Source organism: Limosilactobacillus frumenti DSM 13145, from assembly GCF_001436045.1.
In the GTDB taxonomy this organism is placed as follows: Bacteria; Bacillota; Bacilli; order Lactobacillales; family Lactobacillaceae; genus Limosilactobacillus; species Limosilactobacillus frumenti.
Genome location: NZ_AZER01000016.1, coordinates 1 through 23,526 on the forward strand (window position 1 = coordinate 1; position 23,526 = coordinate 23,526).

Here is a 23,526-nt window from a genome sequence, read left to right on the forward strand (position 1 = left end):
CTTGTGAAATGATAAATTCGCGGAATTTAATTTACACCAACATTTTGGACTTGACCTCTTCAAAGGTACATAAAAGGCCAACCGCCAAGGGAATAGTCGCTGGTACACTTGGTGCGCTAGGTGTGATTGCACTGTCTGCGGAAACGGTTAGTGCTAACAACACAGTGCAAGTTAAAAATGGTGATACTGTTTGGTCAATCGCCCAGCAACATGGTGTTTCTACTTCTGCATTAGAGAATGCCAATGGCACAACGATCAAGCGCTTGAATTCAAGTGTTGATTTAATCCAAGCAGGTCAACAATTGACCTTGCCTAGCGGTCAAAAGGCCAGCCAGAGCAATGTAACAGCAGATACTTACGTGGTTAAGTCCGGTGATACATTAAGCAGTATTGCTGCTCGTTTCCATGTTTCTGTTGCTAACTTGGTGGCTTGGAACCACATTACTAACCCTGACTTGATTTATGTCGGTCAACAATTAACTGTTCACGGTGGGGTTACTAATAATAGTCAAGCACCAGTCAAGCAAACGACTGCGCCAGTAACAAATCATTCAACTGTTACCACGGTCAGTGCTAGTCAGCAAACTAGTTCAGCTGCCCCAGTTCAATTAACTGCAACTACGGTTCAAACACCAGTTGCTCAGCAATCCACTGCAGTAATCACCAATGATACCGCTACTACTGCTGCTACTAATAGTGCTTATGTTGCTTCACAGTCAGTAAATACTAATACTCAAGCTTTGAATGTTAACACTAACACTCATCAATCTCAGTCAACGATTGTCAACACTAACGCTCAGCAATCACAATCAACGATTGCTAACGCTCAAGGTGCCGATCAAGTAGCTTCACTCTATGGTCAATCATTTGTTCAATTGAATGGTTCACAGGGTGTTCAAGGAACTGCGAACACCAATAGTTCAGCAACTGTGAATACCAATAGTCAAACCGCCGCTACGACGGGTCAAGTTGCTCAAAATGTTCCAAGCCAAGCACAAACTAATAACACTCAATCACAAGCCAACAATCAGGCTCAAGCTAACAATCAAACCCAGCAACCAGTTACTAATAACCAAACTAATAACAATGGCGCTGGTCAAAATGTTAACTTGCAAAGTGGTTCTGTTGTTAGTTTGGCTACTAAGATTGCCAATACAAACAGTGTTCCTTATGTTTGGGGTGGTAGTTCCTTGAATGGGATGGACTGTTCTGGACTTGTTGATTATGTTTACGCTAATGCAGAAGGTAAGTCCTTACCACACAACACGGTTGCACTAGAAAGTTACGTTAACAAGAAGGCTGTCAGCCAAGCTCAACCAGGAGATCTGTTATTCTGGGGGAACCAGGGTGCAACTTACCATACCGCCATTTACACGGGTAATGGCCAATATGTTGCTGCTGCTCGTCCCGGGACGAATGTTTCCACATACAAGATTAGTCAATACTTCATGCCAAGCTTTGCGGGAACAGTTAAATAATTCATATCTAAAAAATTAGCAACCTTGCTTTGGTGGGGTTGCTTTTTATATTAAAAAAGAACGTCTAGCAATAAAATGATGTTAGACGTTCTTACTTTTTTATTGTTCTGGTACTTGATAAAACGGATATTTTGTTGAGCTAACAGTTAAATCAAAAAAACGGTTGCCCATCTCTTCACCGTCAATTTGGCCAAATTCAAGTGATGTGGTAGTGTAGTGGATCTTATGAACGTGGTAATGACGTGCCCATTTAGAGTGACTAAGCTTGCCACGAGCAAATGCCCTGATTACCCACAACGTTTGTAACCAGTTCTTCCGTTCAGAAACGACCATATCGATTGCTGGGTCAGTGATCCTGGCGGTATCGATAACCTGAAAGCCATCACCAATAAATGGATGATTTGTGGCCACCACAATAAACGCACGGCCATACGCATCCCGATGCCCATTTGCTTGGACCATTAATGAGAATGGTTGTTGATCATAGATGACGCCAATTGCTTTGCGTAAGTAAGCGAACCGCCCTAAGTGAGCACGGTTTAAACGTTTCTTAGCTGAAGGATGGTTACTGCGGCTAATGATTGCTGCATCAAAACCAATTCCAATATTGTTAAGGAAGTAGCCATGTTCATTTTTAATGGCTTCCGTATACTTGCCAATATTTGTTTGATACGCATGGTCGGCACTAAGGATTTGCTGGAGAGCGTGGGCGGGTTTCATTGAAATACCATAACCACGTGCAAAATTGTTGCTACTACCAGCTGGGATATAAGCTAGTGGTATTTGTTGATCATTATCCACTTGTCGTTCTTGAAGACCATTTAACGTATTATGGAGGGTACCATCACCGCCAACCACGACGATAACAGTATTGGTTAGGTTACGTGCAGCCAGCTTGTTAGCAATATAAGATTCATGCTGGGGGTGATTAGTTAAATGGACTGAATAGCTGACCTGGAGCTGATCCAGTAAGGATTGCACAGTCGACCAGACATTCTTAGCGTTACCATTACCAGCATTTTCGTTAACAATGATTTCATAGTGCATGGGGGATGCGCCTCTTTTCGTGAAGAAATAAGAAAAGCAGCCAAGCAATTGGAAATGGCATTGGCTGCTAATTTCTTGTTTAGAACTTGGTTAACTTAAAGTTAGGGTTCTTTTTCTCATATTCGAGAGCCTTGTCATCAAGTTGTTCAACAAATTCAATATTGTAATCGGTATTTTCTTCAACCAATAATAGCGCTTGGGCTTCAGAATCTGCTTCAAGGTATAAAGATTGAGTGTTTTCACGAACAGGCCGAGCTGACTTATCCGGTTGATAGTATACTTTAAAAGTCATACTGACAAAAACTCCTTATATATTAATGTACTCATGTTATTTTAGCACAAGTAAATAGTGATGTTCCAGTTTAACCTAACATGGTATTATTAAATTAGGATTATTGGAACGGAAAGTAGTGATTAGATGTCATTAGTATGGATAATTGTGATCGCGGTAGTGATTGTAGCGGTTTTATATGTTGTTGTACATCGATTACTGATAAACCGTGCTACGATCATGCTGAGGCGCCAAGCTCAGCAAACTACTGACCAAGCAGTTAATGCAGTGATTAGCGATCTGCTAGGCAACTCACTCAACTTGTCTTCAGAAATTGTTGCGGATGTGTGGGGTAAAGGTGTATTAGCTTTTGAATATAGCATTGATTGTCAAAAAGCGCGGTTAGACCTCTCAATGAATCAGAAATTTAACCGCAAGCAAATTGAGGATCAGCTTAATCAGTATGCACAGCAGGAAGACATTCGAACTTTACCGAACGCCAAGCGGACATTTGTGGTGTCCGATTGGTGGACGTATGAGGGGAGACTACATATTGATGTTGCCTACATTTTAAATGAGGCTACGAATGAATATGTTGCCGACCTTAAACGGTTAGATGGACATAGCAAGTAAAATAGTTGTGAACTAAATATTGACAAAAATGGCACCCAGTGCTCGGCTAAACCGGACGCTGGGTGCCATTTGGTTGTTTTGTTTTTATTTAGGAAATCATTACCGTGTCTTCTGGAGCATCAAACGGGTGTTGCTTGTTAATATGGTCATAGAAAAGGACACCATGTAAGTGGTCAATTTCATGCTGACAAACAATTGCTGGGTAGTGTTTCAAACGAACGGTATGGGTTTCACCATTAACATCTTGGTAACGAAGCGTGATTCGGTCGTGGCGTGGCACATAACCGGGGATGTCCTTGTCTACTGATAAACATCCTTCTCCTTCGGTTAATGCTCCATATTGGACAGATTCACTAACAATCACCGGATTAATAATCACATCTTTAAATTCAGGCTTACCGTTTTCTTCCGTTGGTGGTACCAAGACCGCAGCCATTTGCTTCGATTGACCAACCTGAGGAGCTGCTAACCCGACGCCGGCACGCAAACCATACTTTTTACATAGGTCGGGGTCTTGACTGACTTCTAGATATTCCATCATTTTTTTAGCAAGGGTTTGATCTTCCTCAGAGAGGGGAAATTCGACCTTGGCTGCGCGTTTACGTAAGACTGGGTTACCATCACGCGTAATATCTTTCATTAAGTACACGATGAATTCCTCCATATAAAGTAATTTAATTAAACATCATTAGTGTATCACACTCGTCTACTGAAGCATGAAATTAAAAACTAGTTGTTTTAAGTAAAAATTTAATAAAATTAGTTTGGTAGCGCATAACTAGTGGGATTATTAGTCAAAAATGCGTAGATTAGTCTATGAAAGCGCTTGTTTTATGACGAAAAAAGGGTATACTAGAAAATGTAAGTAAGCAAGCAATCGCTTACATTGATGTTAATTGGATTTGGAAAGGGATGTTTTATAATGGCCAATACCAAAGCTGTTGACTTTGCAAAGATTAAAGCCGAAGAAGGCGCTCCATACGCAAAGCCTGTTCAAATTCTTGATAACGATGGGAACGTTGTTAACAAGGATCTTATGGCTAATTTCAGTGATGACCTGTTAGTAGATTTAATGAAGAAAATGGTTTGGGAACGTGCATTACACGAACAAACTATGAGCTTCTCACAACAAGGTCGTCTGGGATTCTATGCTCCTACTTGGGGTGAAGAGGCCTCAGAAATGGGTACCGCTTCCGCATTTAAGAAGCAAGATTTCCTGTTCCCTGCATACCGTGACTTGCCACAATTAATCCAACACGGTGCTACTGTTGCTCAAATGTACCTTTGGTCAAAGGGTCACTTGAAGGGTAACATGTTCGACGCTCGTGCATTGCGTCCACAAATCATCATTGGTGCCCAAATGGTTGAAATGGCCGGTGGTGCCCTTGGTATCAAGAAGAATGGTGAAAAGGACGCCGTTGCTTATGCTTACACTGGTGAAGGTGGTTCTTCACAAGGTGATACTTACGAAGGTATGAACTTTGCCGGCGCATTCCAAGCACCAGCCGTATTTATCATCCAGAACAACGGATGGGCAATTTCTTACCCACGTAAGCTTCAGACTCATGCTGAAACTGTTGCTCAAAAGGGTGTTGCTGCAGGTATCCCAGGTGTTCAAGTTGATGGGATGGATGTATTAGCATGTTACGAAGTTGCCAAGGAAGCACGTGAATTTGCTGCTGCTGGCAACGGTCCTGTTTTGATTGAAACCCTTACTTACCGGTTCGGTGCTCACAGTTCTGCTGGTGACGATCCTAGTCGGTACCGTACCAAGGAAGAAGAAAAACCTTGGTTCGATAAAGACCCTCTGATTCGGCTTCGTAAGTACTTAACTAAGAAGGGCCTCTGGTCTGAAGAAGAAGAAAAGAAGTACGCTGACGAATGCAAGGAAGACTTCAAGAAGGCTATCAAGGAAGCTGACTCTGTTGAACCAGAAAAGGTTTCTGACATGTTGAAGCGGACCTTCGAAGTTCCTACCCCTGACATTAAAGAACAAATTAAGGAATACGAAGCAAAGGAGTCGAAGTAATCATGGCTAAAAAGACTTATATCAAAGCTATTACTGAAGGTATTGACATTGCTTTGAACGAAGATCCTAAGACCTTGGTCTTCGGTGAAGATGTTGGTAAAAACGGTGGTGTGTTCCGTGCTACTAACGGTCTTCAAACAAAGTATGGCAAGGATCGTGTATTCAGTACTCCATTAGCTGAATCAGGTATCCTTGGGATGTCAATTGGTTTAGCTGCTACTGGCTGGCGTCCAGTTCCAGAAATTCAGTTCATGGGCTTCACTTTTGAAGCTATGGACTCAATGGCTGGTCAGATGTCACGTGTACGTTTCCAATACGATGGCACTAAGAACATGCCAATCACTATCCGTACCCCTTACGGTGGTGGTACTCATACTGCTGAACTCCACGGGGACGATCTTGAAAACTTCTTCGTTGGTATTCCAGGACTTCGTGTTGTAACCCCAAGTTCAGCTTACGATGCTAAGGGATTAGTAATTTCCGCCATTGAAAACAATGACCCAGTTCTGTTCCTTGAAAACCTTCGTCTTTACCGTTCTGTTAAGGGTGAAGTTCCTGACAAGAAGTACACTGTTCCTTTGGACAAGGCTAATGTTGTTCAAGAAGGTAACGATGTATCTATCATTACTTATGGTGGGATGGTTCCAGAAGCTGTTAAGGCTGCTAAGAACTTGGCTAAGGACAATATTTCTGCAGAAGTTATTGACCTTCGTTCACTTTACCCACTTGACACCGACACTATCTTTGAATCCTTGAAGAAGACTCACCACGCAGTTGTTGTTCAAGAAGCTCAAAAGATGGCTGGTGTTGGTGCCCAAGTTGCTTCTGCTATTTCTGAAGGGGCTATCATGTACTTGGACGCTCCAGTTGCTCGTGTAGCTGCTCCTAACTCTGTATATCCATTCCCTATGGCAGAAGACGTATGGCTTCCACGTGCTGCTGAAATCGAAGAAGCAGTTCGTAACAACGTCAACTATTAATCAACGTGTTTAGGCACCCTGATTAAGAAAGGAAGTTAAATCAATATGGCATACAAATTCAGACTACCAGAAATGGGTGAAGGCCTTACTGAAGGTGACGTTGCCTCATTCCTTGTTAAGGAAGGCGACAAGATTAAGGCTGATGATCCATTAGTAGAAATTCAAACTGATAAGTCAACTACTCAATTGGTATCACCAGTTGACGGGACCGTTACTAAGATTGATGTCAAGGAAGACGATCACGTCGAAAAAGGTGACGACCTGGTTGAAATTGATGATGGTAAAGATGGCGAAAGCACCAACGTTGAAACTGACGATTCCAGTTCTTCTGATGATTCCGCTGATGAAGCTCCAGCTGAAGAAGAAAGTGCTCCTGCAGAAAGTGAAGCACCAGCTAAGCCGGCTACTCCAGCTGCAAAGCAAGGTAGTGTTGCTCCATTAGCTGAACCTAACAAGTTAGTTATGGCCATGCCATCAGTTCGTCAATACGCTCGTGATAAGGGTGTTGACATCAGCTTAGTACAACCAAGTGGTAACCACGGTCAAGTATTGAAGGAAGATATCGACAACTTTAATGGTGCTGCTGCCGCTGCTCCAGCTGCTGGTGCTACTGCTGCCGCTGCTCCTAAATCTGGTAACACAATTAAGCCTTACACTGGTGCTGGTGAAGATGCCGAAACTCGTGAACCATTATCCAAGATGCGTCAAATTATTGCTAAGAATATGCGTGAATCTGCAGATATTAGTCCAATGGTTACCGTATTCGCTAACGCCGAAGTATCTAAGATTATGGCTAACCGGAAGAAGTACAAGCCAGTTGCTGCTGATCAAGGTATTCACTTGACATTCTTACCTTATGTTGTTAAGGCAATTGTTGCCATGATGAAGAAGTACCCAGAATTCAACAGCTCAATTGACGACAGTACTCAAGAATTAGTTCAAAAGCACTACTACAACATTGGTATTGCTACCAGCACTGATCATGGTCTGTACAACCCTAACATTAAGAACGCGGACTCCAAGAGCATGTTCGAAATTGCTAAGGAAATTTCAGACAATGCACAAGCTGCTGAAGACAACAAGTTAAGTCCAGAAAGCATGGCTCATGGTTGCATTACCATTTCTAACATTGGTTCAATGCGTGGTGGCTGGTTCACACCAATCATCAACCAACCAGAAGTTGCAATTCTTGGTATGGGTACCATTGCTACTGAACCAATTGTTAACGCTGATGGCGAAATCGTTGTTGGCCACAACATGAAGTTGTCATTAACTGTTGATCACCGTTTGATTGATGGTGCTTTAGCTACTGAAGCTTTGAACTACTTGAAGAAGCTTCTGGAAGATCCAGACTTATTAATGATGGAGGGCTAATCTAATATGGCAGATGTTGAAAAGAAAGATACAGTAATTATCGGGGGTGGCCCTGGTGGTTATGTTGCCGCTATCCGTGCTTCCGAACTTGGTCAAAAAGTAACCCTGATTGAAAAAGACAATGGGGAACCAAACCATTCTGGACTTGGTGGTGTTTGCCTGAACGTTGGATGTGTTCCTTCTAAAGCATTAATTGCTGCTGGTCACCGTTTCCAACAAACTCTCAATTCCAGCACTTATGGTATTGATAAGACGAATGCTAAGATCGACTTTGCAAAGACCCAGGATTGGAAGCAACACAAAGTTGTCGACCGGATGACCCGTGGTGTTAAGATGCTGTTGAAGAAGCACAAGGTAGAAATCATCAATGGGGTTGCCATGATGGATAACGACCATCAACTTCGTGTTCTGAAGTCTGGTCCAAAGCAATTCATGGACTTTGATGGTGGTAAGAAGATCACGTGGAATAACCTGATCTTGGCTACTGGTTCACGTCCAATTGAAATTCCAAACTTCAAGTTTGAAGGTCGAGTTATCGACTCCACTGGTGGTTTGGGACTTAAAGAAATTCCAAAAGAATTCGTTGTTATCGGTGGTGGCTACATCGGTACCGAATTAGCGGGTGCATATGCTGACCTCGGTTCACACGTAACGATTTTGGAAGGTAGTAACACGATTCTTGGTGGCTTTGACCAAGATATGGTTAAGGTTGTTGAAAAGAACCTGAAGAAGAAGGGCATTGACATTATTACTAATGCCATGGCGAAGAATTCTTCTCAAGATGCCAATAGCGTTACCGTAACTTATGAAGTTGATGGTAAGGAACAAAGTATCAAGGCAGATTACTGCATGGTTTCTGTTGGTCGGAAGCCAAATACTGATAACTTTGCTTTGGACATGACTTCTGTTAAGTTAAACGACCATCACCAAGTTATCGTTGATAAACAAGGTAAGACTAACGTTGACCATATCTACGCTGTTGGTGATATTGTTCCAGGGCCTGCCCTGGCTCACAAGGCCTTCTTTGAAGGTAAGACTGCTGCTGGTGCAATTGCTGGCAAGAACACTGCTAATGATTGGGTTGGTGTTCCAGCAGTTTGCTTCTCTGATCCTGAACTTGCTGAAGTTGGCCTTTCCAAGGCTGCTGCAGAGAAGAAGGGGATCGAAGTTGCTACTGCGCAGTTCCCATTCGCAGGTAACGCTCGTGCCGTTTCACTTGATGAACCTGAAGGATTTGTTCGTTTCATTTACACTAAGAAGGAAAAGAACGTCGTTGGTGCACAAGTTGTCGGCCCTGAAGCAAGTACCCTTGCAGGTGAGCTTTCATTAATCGTTAACTGTGGTATGAATGTTGAAGATGTTGCTTTGACTATTCACCCACACCCAACCTTGAATGAACCTATTCAAGAAGCTGCTGATGTGGCAATGGGCTTGCCAACTCACATTTAAGCCGAGACATCTTAATCTAATCCAAAACGTGTCGTCATAATGGCGGCACGTTTTGTTGTTTAAATAGGGTATAATAATGAGAGAATATGAGGTGATAAGATGGCACGAGCAAGTTATACGTATCCGCTGGCTGATGATTGGTCAGTCGCTGAGATTAATACTGTTATTCACTTATATAACTGTGTAGAACAAGCTTATGAGGGTGGTATTCCTCGAGAGGATGTGTTAACTGCTTACCACAATTTTAAAACGGTCGTGAATGCAAAGTCGCAAGAAAAACAATTATCACGGCAATTTGAAAAAGTGAGTGGGTATTCGATTTATCAAACTGTTAAGGCTGCTCAAGAAGGTTCATCCAAAAGAGTGAGGTTGAATGAACATGATCGCTGATGAAAAGCAATTACAGGAAATCGATAGCGCAGTTCAAGTAATGTTTGGATCGTTGAGAGAGCGGACGTTAACTTTAATGCAAAAGCCATTCTCGGTGGACACTAAAACGAGCCAAAATGACCTGGTAACAACAGTTGATAAAGCTAATGAGCAATTCATTCGTGAGCAATTAATAAAGATTGACCCCCATTCTCGGATTATCGGTGAGGAAGAGTCATATGGTCACCAAATTGCCCCTTCATTAGTTGGTCATATATGGATTATTGACCCGATTGACGGAACAATGAATTTTGTTCGCCAAAGAAATCATTTTGCTATTATGCTGGCGCTGTATATTGATGGCCAGGCAACACTTGGCTATATTCTTGATGTAATGAATGATGATATGTATCACTGCTGGCGTCATCATGGAGCTTTTGTTAATCGACAACAATTGTCTGCACCAGTGGAATTACCGTTATCTCAGGGGTTGGTCGATATTAATCGTTACCTGTTATTGAGTAACGTCCATAATCTACAGGATGTAGCCAGACAGGCAGCAGGGTTGCGGATGTATGGTAGCGCCGGCATTGAATTAATTCATGTGTTTACTGGTCAGTTAAGTGCTTATATCTCACGGTTAAAGCCTTGGGATTTAGCGGCTGGGCGTGTGTTTGCAGAAGAACTGGGCCTTGACGTGAAAACAATTGACGGCCGGCAATTAAGTGTGTTATCATCTAACACTGTATTAGTAGCAACAAAACAGGCTAGTCAAGAAATTGGGTGGCTGCTTAAATAGTTGTGCAAACTGTGACGATGGTCGCAGTTTTTTTATGAAAACACCTCGCGGATAGAGTATACTAATATCGATGATATATTCAGATGAAAGGAAGAATCAAACTTTGAAATCACGTGACGACATTCGTAACATTGCGATTATTGCCCACGTTGACCACGGTAAGACTACTTTGGTTAACGAAATGTTAAAACAATCAGATACGTTGCCTGAACACTTCCAAATTCAAGATCGGGCTATGGATACTAACGCTATTGAACGTGAACGTGGTATTACTATCTTGTCCAAGAACACTGCTGTTAAGTATGGTAAGTACCAAATCAACATCTTGGATACTCCTGGACACGCCGACTTTGGTGGTGAAGTTGAACGGGTTATGAAGATGGTTGATGGTGTTCTTTTGGTTGTTGATGCCTTTGAAGGAACCATGCCACAGACTCGTTTCGTTTTAAAGAAGGCATTGGAACAACACTTAACTCCAATCGTTGTTATCAATAAGGTTGACCGGAAAGGGGCTCGTCCTGAAGAAGTTGTGGACGAGGTCTTGGACCTCTTCATTGAACTTGGTGCCGATGAAGATCAATTGGACTTCCCAGTTATTTACACTTCTGCTATGAATGGAACTTCTAGTTATGATTCTGATATTTCCACTCAGAAGCACACTATGAAGCCACTCTTTGATACGATCGTCAAGACCATTCCAGCTCCTGTCGATAACTCAGATGAACCTCTTCAGTTCCAAGTTGCTATTTTGGACTACAACGACTTCGTTGGTCGTATCGGAATCGGTCGTGTTTTCCGTGGCAAGATCAAGGTTGGTGACACAGTTACTTTGATGAAGCTTGATGGCTCCAAGAAGAACTTCCGTGTTACTAAGCTGTTTGGTTTCTTCGGTTTGAAGCGCTTGGAAATTAAGGAAGCCGAAGCGGGTGACTTAATCGCTGTTTCTGGGATGGAAGATATTAACGTCGGTGAAACGGTTACTGACCCAGAACATCCAGAAGCATTAACACCACTACGGATTGATCCACCTACGTTACGGATGACTTTCCGCACTAATGATTCACCATTTGCTGGTCGGGAAGGTAAGTTTGTCACTGCCCGTCAATTGGAAACTCGTTTGAAGCGTGAGATGCAGACTGATGTTTCTCTTAAGGTTGAAGACACTGATGACCCAGGTGCTTGGACTGTTTCTGGGCGTGGTGAATTGCACCTTTCAATCTTAATTGAAACTTTACGGCGTGAAGGCTATGAACTTTCTGTTTCTCGTCCAGAAGTTATCTATCGTGAAGTTGATGGTGTCATGTGCGAACCATTTGAAGAAGTTCAAATTGATACGCCTGATGAATACACGGGTGCCGTTATTGATAGCCTTTCTAAGCGAAAGGGTGAAATGAAGAACATGGAACCTTCTGACAATGGTCAGACCCGGTTAATCTTCTTAGCACCATCGCGGGGCTTGATTGGTTATTCTACTGAATTCATGACGATGACTCGTGGTTATGGTATCTTATCTCACACCTTTGAAAAGTACGCTCCAGTTATCAAGAACTGGAACCCTGGTCGTCAAAAGGGTACGCTGGTTTCAATGAATGCCGGCAAAGCTACTACTTATGCCATGATGGGTATCGAAAGTCGTGGTCAGTTGCTTATCGATCCAGGTACGGAAGTTTATGAAGGAATGATTGTTGGTGAAAACAGTCGTGAAAACGACATTACTGTTAACATCACCAAGGGTAAGAACCTGACCAACGTTCGTGCCGCTGGTTCTGATGAAATGGCCCATATCAAGACGCCAACTCACTTGTCACTGGAAGAGTCACTGGAATTCTTGAACGAAGATGAATACTGTGAAGTTACTCCAGAAAATATTCGTCTGCGGAAGAAGATCTTGAATACCAATGCTCGTGAAAAGGCTGCTAAGCGTCGTCGTGCTGCTTCTCGGAAGTAACAAAATTTAAATCATAATTATACAATACCTGGTCTTGCGAAGACGGAATGAAATCTTCTTGGACCAGGTATTTTTAGACTGATCGTGTATAATATAAGAGACTTTTTGAAAAAACGGTAGGTGCGCTTAGTGAAACATATTCATCTGAGAAAAATTCATTTATCAAAGGTTTGGCACAACTTTCAATACTGGGATTATTACTTATTAGTGCCTTACCTACTGTTGTGTATGGTCGGTATTGTCATGGTTTTTTCCGCTAGTGCAGCAATCAATATGCAAAATGGCGGTTCACCATTAGCATATTTAATTAAACAAACAATTTATGTCCTGATGGGGATATGTTTTCTTACCTTTGGGGCTAATTTTTCACTGAAGCATTACCGTACCCGGGGCTTTTTAAAGTGGTCAACCATTGTCGTTGTTGGGATGCTTTTCATTGTTTTGGTTTTTTCTCGTGCCGTTAACGGTGCGAAGGGATGGCTGAATTTAGGGATTATTAACATTCAACCAGTGGAAGTATGTAAACTGTACCTTATTTTGTATCTGTCAGACCGGATGGCGCGGATTAAAGCACGTCATGCTCACTTTCTTGACTTTCATCAGTCAAGTGGACCATGGTTAATTATTATTATATGTTTTGGCTTGATTGCCCTCCAGCCTGATATTGGGGGATTAGCCATCAATGCGATGATCTTTGGAGTCTTGCTACTCGCCTGCGACTTTAAATGGAGTGCGGGGATTAGTATCCTGCTTTTGATCCCATTAATTGGGTATTTTGGTATTGAAAAGATGGTCGAAAGCGGGGTAATTCATGGTTACAAGATGGCCCGATTCGTCGCTTTTATGAACCCATTTGGTAATGCCACTGGTTCGGGGAGTCAATTAGTTAACTCATATTATGCTATTAGTAATGGCGGTGTTTTCGGCGCTGGCCTTGGAAACTCGGTTCAAAAGATGGGGTATTTGCCAGAACCAAACACGGATTTTATCATTTCTATTACTAGTGAAGAGCTCGGCTTGGTGGGAGTAACTGCCATCCTGCTCTTATTAATGTTGATGATTTGTCGAATTATTCAAATTGGTGTACGCGCCACGACTGTTTATCAGATGCTCTTATGTTATGGAGCAGCAACCTTTATTTTAATTGAAACATTCTTCAATATTGGTGGGGTATTAGGCCTCTTGCCAATTACTGGTGTGACGTTCCCATTCATTTCGTATGGTGGTTCAAGTATGATTATCTTATCTGCAATGGTGGGGATCATTATGAATATCAGTATTGAACAAAAGAAGGAACGTCTCACATTGCAAAGAACTCAGCTAGGCTAATGATTGGAGGGGTACGAAATGTTTACACTGACAAAACGTCGAGCATTGATTGTGTATATTAGTGGTAAGCGAGTAGTGCGAACTCTCCAACACTATGGGGCCATTCGCTATGTCTCTAAACGGATGCATTACGTCGTTCTATACGTTAATCAAGATGATTTAACAGACATTAAGACGCGTTTGCAAAAGCTGCGAGCAGTGCGTCATGTCCTGGAGTCCGCACGACCGGATCTCGATCCAACGTTAACGGATTTGGAACAAACGGGACTGTATAAAATGCATGATGAGGATGATTAGTCATGAGAATAATTTCAGGAGAATATGGTGGTCGCCGTTTAGTTGCTGTTCCAGGAATGAAAACTCGGCCGACAACCGACAAAGTTAAAGAGGCCCTTTTTAATATTATTGGTCCCTATTTTGATGGTGGCAACAGCCTCGACCTCTTTGCTGGTAGTGGTGGTTTAAGTATTGAAGGTGTTTCACGGGGAATTGAACATGCGTTTCTAATCGACCGTCAGTACCAAGCAATTAAAACAATTAAAAAGAATATTGCGGTTACCAAACACCCCAAGAAATTTACAGTGATGAAAATGGATGCTGTTAAAGCCCTCTATCGACTTGCGCATGACCACCATCACTTTGATATGGTATATTTAGATCCACCGTATGCTAAACAGCAAATCGTGAAGAATATGACGACAATGGCTGAACTTGGTTTATTAAATGACAATGCCTGCATTGTTGCCGAAACCGACCAAAATGCTAACTTGCCAGTTGATATACCATATTTCAAACAGATTCGTTGCCAGAGCTATGGCATTACCGTATTAACCATTTATCAATTTGGAAAGAAGGATGAGTAAATATGAAAATTGCTGTTTTCCCTGGGTCATTTGATCCTTTAACTCTTGGTCACCTGGATTTAATTAAGCGGGGAAGTGCCTTGTTTGATCAATTAGCTGTTGCTGTGATGACCAACAGAAGTAAGGAACCATTGTTCACTGTTGATGAACGGGTTGAACAAATTAAGGAAGCCGTGTCGGGACTAGACAACGTTTCCGTTATTACCACCAGTGGCTTGACTGTCGATTTGATGAATCGCATTGGTGCTGATTACTTAATGCGGGGCTTGCGAAACACGACCGATTTTCAATATGAGCGTGACATTGCAGCAATGAATAACTTCCTGGATGATCAATGTGAAACTATCTTTTTCCTTGCTCGTCCAGAATACCAGCACCTGTCCAGTAGTATGCTTAAGGAAGTTACCTCTGCTGGTGGTGATATTTCGGCTTACTTGCCAAAGAATATTAATGAAGCATTGAAACAGCGCTTGAAAGAGAAAAAGTTACTTAAGGTAAAGGAACATAATGAAAAGACAAGATAAAATAATCTTACGACGAATTGCACTAACGTTATTCGCCGTATTATTTCTCGGTTGGTTTTTATTTTGGCCATTACCTTCATATATTGAGGGGCCCGGTAGTGCAGATAATCTTCAATCATATGTCCACATTAAAGGACATCCGGATCGACAGAAGGGAAGCTTTATGATTACTTCAGTCATGCTTTCCCAAGCACGACCAGCAACGTACCTATGGGCGAAGGTGACTCCTTATCATTCGATTGAGAGTGCTGATGATGTGACTGGTGGACAGAGTGGGGCCACTTTCAACAAACTACAGAATTTTTATATGCAGAGTGCGATCAATGAGGCAATTGCCGTTGCCTACCATGCTGCTCATCAAACAGTCCATGAAAAGTATTTGGGAATTTACGTTCTTCAGGTTCAAAAACATTCTAAGTTTAAGAAGTATGTTAAAGTGGGCGACACGATAACGAAAGTAAATGGTCACCACTTTGATACTGCCCATGGTTTTCAAAAATATATTGCTAAGCGAAAAGTTGGTACTCCACTGCAAGTAACTTATCTTCATAATGGTCATCAACGTATCGTCACCAAACCCCTGGTTAGGATTGCTGGTTCACGAGCCGGAATTGGCATTTTATTGACTGACAACGTCAAAGTCAAAACAGATATTCCAGTGAAGGTAACTCCCGGTCAGCTAGGAGGGCCTTCTGGCGGCTTGATGTTTAGTCTCCAGATCTATTCCCAGCTAACTAATCAAAATTTACGTCACGGTCAAAAGATTGCTGGAACAGGGACAATCAACCCGGATGGTACTGTTGGTGAGATTGGCGGAATTGATAAAAAAGTAGTTGCTGCTCACCGCGCTGGTGCTAAGGTTTTCTTTGCTCCGTACGTTAAACCTAATAAACTATTATTAAAATATGAAGAGGGTCACCAGACAAATTACCAAATGGCTAAGAACACAGCTAAAAAGGTGGACCCAAACATGAAGGTAGTGCCGGTTACCTCTTTCCACGATGCTCTTCATTATCTGCAAACACATTAAGCATTAAAGCTCGAAATATTTTTTCGGGCTTTTTTCGTGCAATCAATTCTATTTATTCGTTTATTAAGTTATGAAGGGAGGAATTATGGAAAAATTATCAGAACTTTGGTTAGCTTATCGTCATTGGATTTTAATTAGTGGCGGCGCACTATTAGTCATTATTATGTTTTTCTTTACTAGCATGTCCCATAATAATGTGACACCAACTAAGATGTCTGATGTTAACAGTTCTTCGGTCAGTAATTCGCCAGATACCCAGTCAACTAAGCGATTTATCTATGTTGATGTTAAAGGGGCGGTTATTCATCCCGGAGTGATTCGATTATCCCGTGATGCTCGAATTGAGGAAGCATTGAAAATCGTTAAACCAACGTCAGATGCTGACTTGAAACAGGTTAATTTGGCTAAGCAGTTAACTGACCAACAGGTATTATATATTCCTAAAATTGGCGAACAGGCTAATACATCTGACTTGGGCACACCAGGTAGTGCCAATAGTAGTGAAACAGGATCGAAGATTAATATAAATACCGCTGGTAAAAATCAGCTTTGTGAGATCACTGGAATTGGCGATAAGAAGGCTGATTTAATCATTCAGTATCGCCAAGAACATGGTCAATTTAAGAGTGTAGATGATTTAAAAGATATTTCTGGATTTGGTGACAAGACAGTTGAAAAGATAAAACCACAACTATCAGTTTGATATTGGATTAAGAAGCAATTTGCGATAACATTACAAAGTAATAGGAATAATTGTTCGGAATGGAGAGTGACACTATGAAGAAGCGGATTGATTGGGATCAGTATTTTATGATGCAAGCCGCATTATTAGCTTCGCGTAGTACCTGCACTCGTTTATCCGTGGGAGCAGTGCTTGTCCGTGACAAACGAGTGATTGCGGGTGGATATAATGGGTCTGTATCTGGAGACACTCATTGTATTGATGAAGGATGCTACCTGCGGGATGGCCATTGTGTAAGAACGATCCATGCAGAAATGAATGCTATTTTGCAGTGTGCCAAATTTGGTGTTTCTGCGGACGGGGCAAGCCTCTATGTTACTGATTTTCCATGCTTGCAGTGCACCAAGAGCCTATTACAGGCAGGGATTAAAGAAATTAATTACTTACGTAACTACCACAATGATGAATATGCAAAACGCTTGATTAAGCTTAAAAATGTTCAACTACACCAAATTCATTTAGATCAAAATATTTTAGAAGAGGTTAATCTGGATCAATACATTAATCCAGAAAACAAGTAATTAGACATTACCTTGTTTTTCCTGCACTCTTTGTCGCATCACTTGCGACAGTAATTACCAGTGGTCATTTTTGGCTAATGCTCGGCTCACTATGGTTCTTTGTTCGGATCCTGTTATTAGATAAGCGAAATCTGACCATGATTAGCCTTTTATTGGGGATGGTGATAACAGGTTATTCTTGGGGGTTAAAGAATCATTTATACCGACAACAGGTAACGCAAACTACTGAAGTTCGTCAACACGTGGTAACAATTCCTGGTGACCAATTTCACATTAACGGTAATCGTCTTACTTTTGTCGGTCGCGATAATTCAATGCACCAAACTGTTGCTGGCATGGCTTATCTGCGTGACCGCTATCAAGTGCAGCAATTGCAACATTCCACAATGGATATGCAAATAACGGTCGATGGTCAATTGCAACCGTTGATGCCACCCACGAATACTAATCAACATGACTTTCGTCCGCGTTCTTATTCTCAAGGTATTAGTAACCAGCTGCTGGTAAAACGGATTGATAATATTAGACTTGTTGAACTATCCCGGCTAGATGTTCATTATTATCGGTTGCTAGCCAGTCGATATTTTGAGCATCTGCCTAGTCCATTAAGTAATTATTGTGCCCAGCTAATTTTAGGAGAAACGGTCCAGCAAAGAGATCATGACTTTCAGGAAAGCGTTCGTCGTCTGGGTATTATTCATTTATTTTGTATTTCAGGATTACATGTGTCGGCCCTCGTTGCGGGGATTAGTTTAATTTTGACTTATTGTCGAATTACCAGGGAAACTAGTGAGTGGCTGCTTATCGTATTATTGCCATTTTACGCAATTATTGGTGGACAATCCGTGGGACTCGTTCGGGCTGTTTTAATGACTGAAGCGCACCTCATTGGTCGTAAGTACTACCAACTGTCCGCACTTGATACTTGGGCAGTCAGCCTTATCGGTGGAGTATTTATAAATCCATGGATCTTCCTTGGCCTAGGTGGGCAGCTCTCTTATTTACTATCCTTAGGCTTACAAGTATTTCCTAAAGAGTGGGGTAACTTTCGGCAGTCATTAACGCTAAATCTGTTAAGCTTACCGTCCATTGTTAGCTTTCTTTATGAAGTGCACTGGTTAACATTTATTACCAGTTTCGTGATGATTCCATTATTTACTTATTTTGTTTTCCCAGCAGTTATCATTAGTGCAATCACTTACCGATTGTTACCTGGCTTGGCATCAATTACAAATAATCTCTTATTAGGTATTCAGAGGGTGTTAGTTACAGTTAGTGCTTGTCCAGGAATGATAACGTTTGGTAAGCCTCCATTAATCGTTGCGATTGGACTACTTTTGGTAACGTGCTTGACGATTGATCACCACTGGCATTTCAGCTACTTTGCTCTTGGTATGACATATTTAATAGTGTTTATAATGATTCATTATCAACCGTTGGGGGAAGTTGCTTTTGTGGATATTGGACAAGGAGATTCAATCATTATTAGGACTCCTTTTAATCGCCGAGTATCGTTAATTGATACAGGTGGGAAATTACAATTTTCAAAGGCAACTTGGGCAAGACCTATTGATGCCAGCAATATGGCAGAACGGACAAGTGTCAATTACTTAAAGAGTAAAGGAATTCAACGCATTGATACAATTTACCTTAGTCATCATGATGCTGACCATATTGGGTACCTGGCGTCCTTTATAAAGAATTTCAAAGTCAACGAAGTTGTTGTCCCATCTGGAATGGAGAAGCAGAGGGTTGTTCATCAATCAATCGAGGTGGTGTCTAAACCGCCAATCGTTAAACCAGTAGTTGCTAATCAGTCTTTCCCCACAGGGTTAACATGCCTGCACCCATTTACAGTAGGTAAGGGCAATAACGAAGACTCACTTGTCCTGTGGGGACACTTTGGCAAGTTACGTTTTATTTTCTCTGGCGACCTGGATCAACAGGGTGAACAAGCAGTTTTGCATCGTTATCCATGTTTGCGAGCGGATGTTGTTAAGTTAGGTCATCATGGTAGTAAGACTTCGAGTAACAAGAAATACTTAGCTGCTTTGCATCCACAAATAGGAATTGTTTCCGCAGGCCGCCATAATCGCTATGGTCATCCTAATCAGGAGACACTATCAACACTTCAGCAGTTACGAATTAGGAAATTATCAACTCAGCAGTATGGTATGATTCGTTATCGATTCTGTGGTCCGTATTCTTATTGGACTACTACATTGAAAGGGGATGAACTCTCGTGGACATTAAAACCCTCGAAAAGCAATTAACAACTAAAGCACCGGCGATGATCTACCTTGTTTTAGGAACTCAGCATGTGCTCCTGCAACAGGCTGAACAACTATTTTTAAAGTTAATACCTCAAGAGCAACAAGTTATGAATGTGGGCCGCTATGATATGGAAACGACACCGGTGGCCATGGCAATTGATGATGCAATGTCAGCACCATTTTTTGGTGATCGTCGACTAGTCTTAATCAGCAAGCCATATTTCTTAACTGGCGAAAAATCGAAGGCTAAAGTGGATCATGATTTAGCATCCTTACGAAAATACCTTCAAAATCCGGAACCAAGTACAGTTCTTGTTTTTCTAGCACCATATGAAAAATTAGATGGGCGGAAGGGACTAGTAAAGGTGCTGAAGAAACAAGCGGTTCAAGTTGATGCAGCACCGTTAAATGAGCGTCAAGCGAAACAACAAGTGGTTGATGAATTGGCTGGGGATGGCTATCAGATAGATAATTCGGCCTTGGAGGCATTAGTTCAACGGACAAATGCCGATTATGGACTCATGACGGCCAACCTCCCTAAGCTCAAATTATTAGCATACCAAAGTAAAAAAATTAATCAGCAGGATGTTATTGACCTGGTCCCGCAAACATTGGATGATAATGTTTTTGACCTGGTGACGGCTGTTTTAAAACGTGATCAAAAACGGTCATTGTCTCTATACCAACAACTGTTGGATAGTCAAGAACCACCACTGCGGATTAATGCCGTACTGGTCAGCCAGTTTCGTTTGTTGATTCAGTTAAAAGTTCTGAATGCGCGGGGACTAAGTCAGGGCACATTAGCTAGTCGTCTTCATGTCCATCCATATCGTGTCAAGCTTGGTTTGCAAACGACGCGGCACTTTTCATTACTGTCGCTTGAAAATGCTTACCTGGGGTTGATTAAGATTGAGAAGGCGCTGAAAACTAGTCAACGTGATCCAGCGTTAATGTTCCAGTTGTTTATGTTGCAGTATTCCCAGCAAAAGGTTTCATAAAGCACAAAAACGGACCCAGCATCAAGCTGGGTCCGTTTTTTAATTAACAAATGAAAAAAAAGACTAGGCAATTACTGCCTAATCTTTTTTATTACTTAGCGTAACGTGCTGAAAGACGTGACTTGTCACGAGCAGCCTTGTTAGCCTTGATTAAGCCCTTGGAGTGGGCGCGGTCGATTGCTGAAATAGCAGCTTTGTATAGATCGTCAAGGTTGTCGGCACCGGCAAGCTTAGCCTTGTCGAATTTCTTAATAGCAGTCCGCATTTTACTTAATTGGGATGCATTACGTGCTTCGGCCTTTTCGCTAGTCTTAACACGTTCGATTGCTGATTTGATGATTGGCATGAGTTTCACCTCCATTACCCAATATTAAGTTGACCAGAATTTTCAACATTTGTCATTATACAAAAGAGTTGATGCCAATGCAATAGGAAACAATTATTTCGGGAAAGGAGCTTGCAATTTATTCTAAAATTAGGTATATTACTTGAGGTTACTTAACCATTTGCCTCTTCTCAGTTTTACGATCCTCACCGACGTAATACTTAGAACTAGGCGGACTATAAATTTGAAAGGTGGGAAATCACATGGCTATTTCAAAAGAACGTAAAGATCAAATCATCAAGGAATTTGCTACTCACGAAGGTGACACTGGTTCAACTCAAGTTCAAGTCGCTGTATTAACTGCTGACATTAACGAACTGAACGAACACCTCCGTACTCACAAGCATGACTACCACTCACAACGTGGTTTGATGAAGAAGATTGGTCACCGTCGTAATCTGTTAGCATACTTACGTCGGACTGACTTGGATGCATACCGTGAATTGATCAAGAAGTTAGGTCTTCGTCGATAATTCATCAAATTTATACTCGTCCTTTCTGGGACGGGTGTTTTTTTATTCTTCGATTAGTTTCATTGCTCCTAACTTGTGTGTTAAGATGTTATTAGCGTTTTATGCACGTATAAATTAATCACAACAATCAAGTGAATAAAAAACTAAAGGAGCTCTTTGAATGAGTAATGTAAAAGTAATTCCGTTTGGCGGGGTTCGCGAAAACGGGAAAAATATGTATGCTGTTGAAATTGGTCATCAAATTTTCATTTTAGATGTGGGATTAAAATACCCAGAAAATGATTTGATGGGGATCGATGTCGTTATCCCTGATTGGGAATATTTAAAGCAACGTAAAAACGATATTGTGGGTGTTTTTCTGACACACGGACATGCTGATGCAATTGGGGCTTTGCCATATTTCTTAATGGATTTCAATGTTCCAGTCTTTGGTAGTGAAATGACGATTGCTCTTGCTAAATTAGCGGTCAAGAGTCATAAAGAAGTTAAAAAGTTTAATAACTTCCATGTTGTTGATGAGAGCACGGCCATTGATTTTGATGACGTCACCGTATCTTTCTTCTCCACCACGCATACTATTCCCGACACTTTGGGTATTGTCTTGGAGACAAAGCAAGGCAACATCGTTTATACTGGTGACTTCAAATTTGATCAAACCGCAACGAAAGGGTACCAAACAGATTTAGCGAGATTAGCTGAGATTGGCTCACAAGGTGTTTTGCTTTTGATGAGTGATTCTGCTGGTGCTGGCATCACTGGTGCTTCTGCTCGTGAAAAAGATATTGGCGAATATATCAAAGAAACTTTCAAGTACCAAAGCGGTCGGATTATTGTTGCTTCTGTAGCATCAAATATCATGCGGGTCCAGCAAATTATTAATGCGGCTGTGGCTGTTAATCGGAAGATTGTGTTGTCTGGTGAAGATATTGAGCAAATCATTGATACTGCAATGCAATTAGGTAAGCTGAAGCTGCCAAACGATCTTCTTATTAGTATGAAAGAGGCTGATAAGCTTGATCCTAATCAGGTAGTGATCTTGGAAACTGGTAAGATGGGGGAACCAATTAAATCATTGCAGCAAATTGCCAATGGTGATAACGCCAACCTCCATTTAACGGAAGATGATTTAGTATTTGTCACCACAACGCCATCGTATGCACAGGAAACTGAGGTTCAGAAGACTAAGGATATGATTTATCGGACCGGTGCTGAGGTTAAGTTTATTTCTGATGATCTTAATCCGTCTGGTCATGCTAACCAGGATAATGAACAATTGATGCTCAACTTTATGAAGCCAAAGTTTTTTGTCCCAATCCAGGGTGAATATCGTCTGCTAGATCGTCATGCTGAACTAGCTGAAGAAGTTGGTATCCCTGCTGATCATATCTTCCTGTTGAATAAGGGCGACGTTCTGACTTATAAGAACGGTACCTTCCACGTGGGTGAACATATTGATGTTGCTAATACTATGATTGATGGAACAGGTATTGGTGACATTGGAAATATTGTCCTGCGTGATCGTCGGGTTCTCTCTGAAGATGGAATTTTTGTTGTTGTCGCCACTATTGATCGGAAGAATAAAAAGATTGTTGCCCGTCCACAGATTACGTCGCGGGGCTTTGTCTTTGTTAAAACCAATCGTCAACTGATGAAGCAAAGTGCTGATTTGGTTGAAAAAGTGGTTGAAGAAAACTTGGCGGAAAAAGAATTTGATTGGGGCCACCTTAAGCAAAGTGTCCGCGAGAAGCTTAATCGATTCTTGTTTGATCAGACCAAACGGCATCCAGTGATCCTGCCGGTTATTATGGAAGTTAATCAGCACGCTCATCGTCGTAACAATAGTCATTCAAACAATAAGAAGGAAAATACGCAGCCTACTAAAAAGCAGAAGCAGCGTCATCAAGGACGCGGTCGGGGTCGTAAGCATCATCAAGATAATAAGGACAAATAGTATTATAAGGACTGGGATTGTGCCCAGTCCTTTTGATATTTACCTAGCAAGAAACCGCAG

23 protein-coding genes and 1 pseudogene are annotated in these 23,526 nt (G+C 41.6%); 20 read left to right on the plus strand and 4 right to left on the minus strand.

Features of this window, described 5'->3' with window-relative positions:
* Positions 1 to 1,478, plus strand: a 1,478-nt coding sequence (locus tag FD27_RS04540; protein ID WP_057750218.1) for a C40 family peptidase, incomplete at its 5' end; no start/stop codon positions are given.
* Between the two features lie 99 nt (positions 1,479 to 1,577).
* Here FD27_RS04540 and FD27_RS04545 read toward each other — a convergent pair.
* Positions 1,578 to 2,525 (minus strand): diacylglycerol/lipid kinase family protein, encoded by a 948-nt coding sequence (locus FD27_RS04545; protein WP_057750222.1) that lies wholly within the window; start codon positions 2,523 to 2,525, stop codon positions 1,578 to 1,580.
* 79 nt (positions 2,526 to 2,604) lie between these two features.
* The gene (locus FD27_RS04550; protein WP_057750225.1) at positions 2,605 to 2,817 is read right to left on the minus strand and encodes a DNA-directed RNA polymerase subunit epsilon; all 213 of its coding nucleotides are present in this window, start codon (positions 2,815 to 2,817) and stop codon (positions 2,605 to 2,607) included.
* A gap of 126 nt (positions 2,818 to 2,943) precedes the next feature.
* On the opposite strand from FD27_RS04550, the gene FD27_RS04555 reads away from it, so the two are divergent.
* A complete protein-coding gene (locus FD27_RS04555) occupies positions 2,944 to 3,429 on the plus strand; it encodes a hypothetical protein (protein ID WP_057750228.1) in 486 nt (161 codons plus the stop codon).
* An 88-nt stretch (positions 3,430 to 3,517) separates the two neighbouring features.
* Here the strand turns inward: FD27_RS04555 and def are convergent, their stop codons facing one another.
* Complete coding sequence (def, locus tag FD27_RS04560) at positions 3,518 to 4,078, minus strand: peptide deformylase (RefSeq protein WP_057750231.1); 561 nt, start codon at positions 4,076 to 4,078, stop codon at positions 3,518 to 3,520.
* A 273-nt stretch (positions 4,079 to 4,351) separates the two neighbouring features.
* Here def and pdhA point away from each other — a divergent pair, with 273 nt between their 5' ends.
* The 16 genes and pseudogenes from pdhA (at position 4,352) to holA (ending at position 20,657) form a co-directional block, all read left to right on the plus strand.
* A complete protein-coding gene (gene pdhA, locus FD27_RS04565; protein ID WP_057750234.1) occupies positions 4,352 to 5,458 on the plus strand; it encodes a pyruvate dehydrogenase (acetyl-transferring) E1 component subunit alpha in 1,107 nt (368 codons plus the stop codon).
* A 2-nt stretch (positions 5,459 to 5,460) separates the two neighbouring features.
* The gene (locus FD27_RS04570; protein ID WP_057750237.1) at positions 5,461 to 6,438 is read left to right on the plus strand and encodes an alpha-ketoacid dehydrogenase subunit beta; all 978 of its coding nucleotides are present in this window, start codon (positions 5,461 to 5,463) and stop codon (positions 6,436 to 6,438) included.
* Positions 6,439 to 6,483: 45 nt separating this feature from the next.
* Complete coding sequence (locus tag FD27_RS04575; RefSeq protein ID WP_057750239.1) at positions 6,484 to 7,812, plus strand: 2-oxo acid dehydrogenase subunit E2; 1,329 nt, start codon at positions 6,484 to 6,486, stop codon at positions 7,810 to 7,812.
* Positions 7,813 to 7,818: 6 nt separating this feature from the next.
* Positions 7,819 to 9,261, plus strand: coding sequence for a dihydrolipoyl dehydrogenase (gene lpdA / locus FD27_RS04580; RefSeq protein WP_057750242.1), 1,443 nt, complete (start codon positions 7,819 to 7,821; stop codon positions 9,259 to 9,261).
* 99 nt (positions 9,262 to 9,360) lie between these two features.
* The gene (locus FD27_RS04585) at positions 9,361 to 9,651 is read left to right on the plus strand and encodes a UPF0223 family protein (protein WP_057750244.1); all 291 of its coding nucleotides are present in this window, start codon (positions 9,361 to 9,363) and stop codon (positions 9,649 to 9,651) included.
* Positions 9,635 to 10,429, plus strand: coding sequence for an inositol monophosphatase family protein (locus FD27_RS04590; protein WP_413230744.1), 795 nt, complete (start codon positions 9,635 to 9,637; stop codon positions 10,427 to 10,429). The genes FD27_RS04585 and FD27_RS04590 overlap by 17 nt, the downstream gene beginning before the upstream one ends.
* Before the next feature lie 103 nt (positions 10,430 to 10,532).
* Positions 10,533 to 12,377 carry a translational GTPase TypA gene (typA, locus tag FD27_RS04595; RefSeq protein WP_057750247.1) on the plus strand — a complete coding sequence of 615 codons (1,845 nt, stop codon included), beginning with the start codon at positions 10,533 to 10,535 and terminating at the stop codon, positions 12,375 to 12,377.
* 129 nt (positions 12,378 to 12,506) lie between these two features.
* Positions 12,507 to 13,768 (plus strand): annotated as a pseudogene (locus tag FD27_RS04600) (FtsW/RodA/SpoVE family cell cycle protein).
* Complete coding sequence (locus FD27_RS04605; RefSeq protein WP_057750249.1) at positions 13,725 to 14,003, plus strand: DUF2129 domain-containing protein; 279 nt, start codon at positions 13,725 to 13,727, stop codon at positions 14,001 to 14,003. Before FD27_RS04600 ends, FD27_RS04605 begins: the two are co-directional and overlap by 44 nt.
* A gap of 2 nt (positions 14,004 to 14,005) precedes the next feature.
* Positions 14,006 to 14,569 (plus strand): 16S rRNA (guanine(966)-N(2))-methyltransferase RsmD, encoded by a 564-nt coding sequence (gene rsmD, locus FD27_RS04610; protein ID WP_057750251.1) that lies wholly within the window; start codon positions 14,006 to 14,008, stop codon positions 14,567 to 14,569.
* A 2-nt stretch (positions 14,570 to 14,571) separates the two neighbouring features.
* Positions 14,572 to 15,093: a pantetheine-phosphate adenylyltransferase gene (gene coaD / locus FD27_RS04615; RefSeq protein ID WP_057750254.1), complete on the plus strand. Its 522-nt coding sequence runs from the start codon at positions 14,572 to 14,574 to the stop codon at positions 15,091 to 15,093.
* A complete protein-coding gene (locus FD27_RS04620) occupies positions 15,077 to 16,123 on the plus strand; it encodes a SepM family pheromone-processing serine protease (RefSeq protein WP_057750255.1) in 1,047 nt (348 codons plus the stop codon). The genes coaD and FD27_RS04620 overlap by 17 nt, the downstream gene beginning before the upstream one ends.
* Positions 16,124 to 16,208: 85 nt before the next feature.
* Positions 16,209 to 16,826, plus strand: a complete 618-nt coding sequence (locus tag FD27_RS04625; protein ID WP_057750258.1) for a helix-hairpin-helix domain-containing protein — start codon at positions 16,209 to 16,211, stop codon at positions 16,824 to 16,826.
* Between the two features lie 74 nt (positions 16,827 to 16,900).
* A complete protein-coding gene (locus FD27_RS04630) occupies positions 16,901 to 17,386 on the plus strand; it encodes a ComE operon protein 2 (RefSeq protein ID WP_057750261.1) in 486 nt (161 codons plus the stop codon).
* Positions 17,387 to 17,463: 77 nt separating this feature from the next.
* Positions 17,464 to 19,659, plus strand: a complete 2,196-nt coding sequence (locus FD27_RS04635) for a DNA internalization-related competence protein ComEC/Rec2 (protein WP_057750263.1) — start codon at positions 17,464 to 17,466, stop codon at positions 19,657 to 19,659.
* Positions 19,629 to 20,657 (plus strand): DNA polymerase III subunit delta, encoded by a 1,029-nt coding sequence (gene holA / locus FD27_RS04640; protein ID WP_057750266.1) that lies wholly within the window; start codon positions 19,629 to 19,631, stop codon positions 20,655 to 20,657. Before FD27_RS04635 ends, holA begins: the two co-directional genes overlap by 31 nt.
* 91 nt (positions 20,658 to 20,748) lie before the next feature.
* Here holA and rpsT read toward each other — a convergent pair whose 3' ends face one another.
* Positions 20,749 to 21,003, minus strand: a complete 255-nt coding sequence (gene rpsT / locus FD27_RS04645; RefSeq protein ID WP_057750269.1) for a 30S ribosomal protein S20 — start codon at positions 21,001 to 21,003, stop codon at positions 20,749 to 20,751.
* A 242-nt stretch (positions 21,004 to 21,245) separates the two neighbouring features.
* Here rpsT and rpsO point away from each other — a divergent pair, with 242 nt between their 5' ends.
* Positions 21,246 to 21,515 carry a 30S ribosomal protein S15 gene (rpsO, locus tag FD27_RS04650; RefSeq protein ID WP_057750272.1) on the plus strand — a complete coding sequence of 90 codons (270 nt, stop codon included), beginning with the start codon at positions 21,246 to 21,248 and terminating at the stop codon, positions 21,513 to 21,515.
* Positions 21,516 to 21,675: 160 nt separating this feature from the next.
* On the plus strand, positions 21,676 to 23,466 hold the full coding sequence (locus tag FD27_RS04655) for a ribonuclease J (protein ID WP_057750275.1): 1,791 nt from the start codon (positions 21,676 to 21,678) through the stop codon (positions 23,464 to 23,466).
* The last annotated feature ends 60 nt before the right edge of the window (positions 23,467 to 23,526 follow it).

Bases quoted from the DNA above. Each gene is read 5' to 3' on its own strand.
- FD27_RS04545 (WP_057750222.1), bottom strand. From the start codon at position 2,525: ATGCACTATGAAATCATTGTTAACGAAAATGCTGGTAATGGTAACGCT.
- FD27_RS04550 (WP_057750225.1), bottom strand. From the start codon at position 2,817: ATGACTTTTAAAGTATACTATCAACCGGATAAGTCAGCTCGGCCTGTT.
- FD27_RS04555 (WP_057750228.1), top strand. From the start codon at position 2,944: ATGTCATTAGTATGGATAATTGTGATCGCGGTAGTGATTGTAGCGGTT.
- pdhA (WP_057750234.1), top strand. From the start codon at position 4,352: ATGGCCAATACCAAAGCTGTTGACTTTGCAAAGATTAAAGCCGAAGAA.
- FD27_RS04570 (WP_057750237.1), top strand. From the start codon at position 5,461: ATGGCTAAAAAGACTTATATCAAAGCTATTACTGAAGGTATTGACATT.
- FD27_RS04575 (WP_057750239.1), top strand. From the start codon at position 6,484: ATGGCATACAAATTCAGACTACCAGAAATGGGTGAAGGCCTTACTGAA.
- lpdA (WP_057750242.1), top strand. From the start codon at position 7,819: ATGGCAGATGTTGAAAAGAAAGATACAGTAATTATCGGGGGTGGCCCT.
- FD27_RS04585 (WP_057750244.1), top strand. From the start codon at position 9,361: ATGGCACGAGCAAGTTATACGTATCCGCTGGCTGATGATTGGTCAGTC.
- FD27_RS04590 (WP_413230744.1), top strand. From the start codon at position 9,635: ATGAACATGATCGCTGATGAAAAGCAATTACAGGAAATCGATAGCGCA.
- FD27_RS04605 (WP_057750249.1), top strand. From the start codon at position 13,725: ATGTTTACACTGACAAAACGTCGAGCATTGATTGTGTATATTAGTGGT.
- rsmD (WP_057750251.1), top strand. From the start codon at position 14,006: ATGAGAATAATTTCAGGAGAATATGGTGGTCGCCGTTTAGTTGCTGTT.
- coaD (WP_057750254.1), top strand. From the start codon at position 14,572: ATGAAAATTGCTGTTTTCCCTGGGTCATTTGATCCTTTAACTCTTGGT.
- FD27_RS04620 (WP_057750255.1), top strand. From the start codon at position 15,077: ATGAAAAGACAAGATAAAATAATCTTACGACGAATTGCACTAACGTTA.
- FD27_RS04625 (WP_057750258.1), top strand. From the start codon at position 16,209: ATGGAAAAATTATCAGAACTTTGGTTAGCTTATCGTCATTGGATTTTA.
- FD27_RS04630 (WP_057750261.1), top strand. From the start codon at position 16,901: ATGAAGAAGCGGATTGATTGGGATCAGTATTTTATGATGCAAGCCGCA.
- FD27_RS04635 (WP_057750263.1), top strand. From the start codon at position 17,464: ATGCTCGGCTCACTATGGTTCTTTGTTCGGATCCTGTTATTAGATAAG.
- rpsT (WP_057750269.1), bottom strand. From the start codon at position 21,003: ATGCCAATCATCAAATCAGCAATCGAACGTGTTAAGACTAGCGAAAAG.
- rpsO (WP_057750272.1), top strand. From the start codon at position 21,246: ATGGCTATTTCAAAAGAACGTAAAGATCAAATCATCAAGGAATTTGCT.
- FD27_RS04655 (WP_057750275.1), top strand. From the start codon at position 21,676: ATGAGTAATGTAAAAGTAATTCCGTTTGGCGGGGTTCGCGAAAACGGG.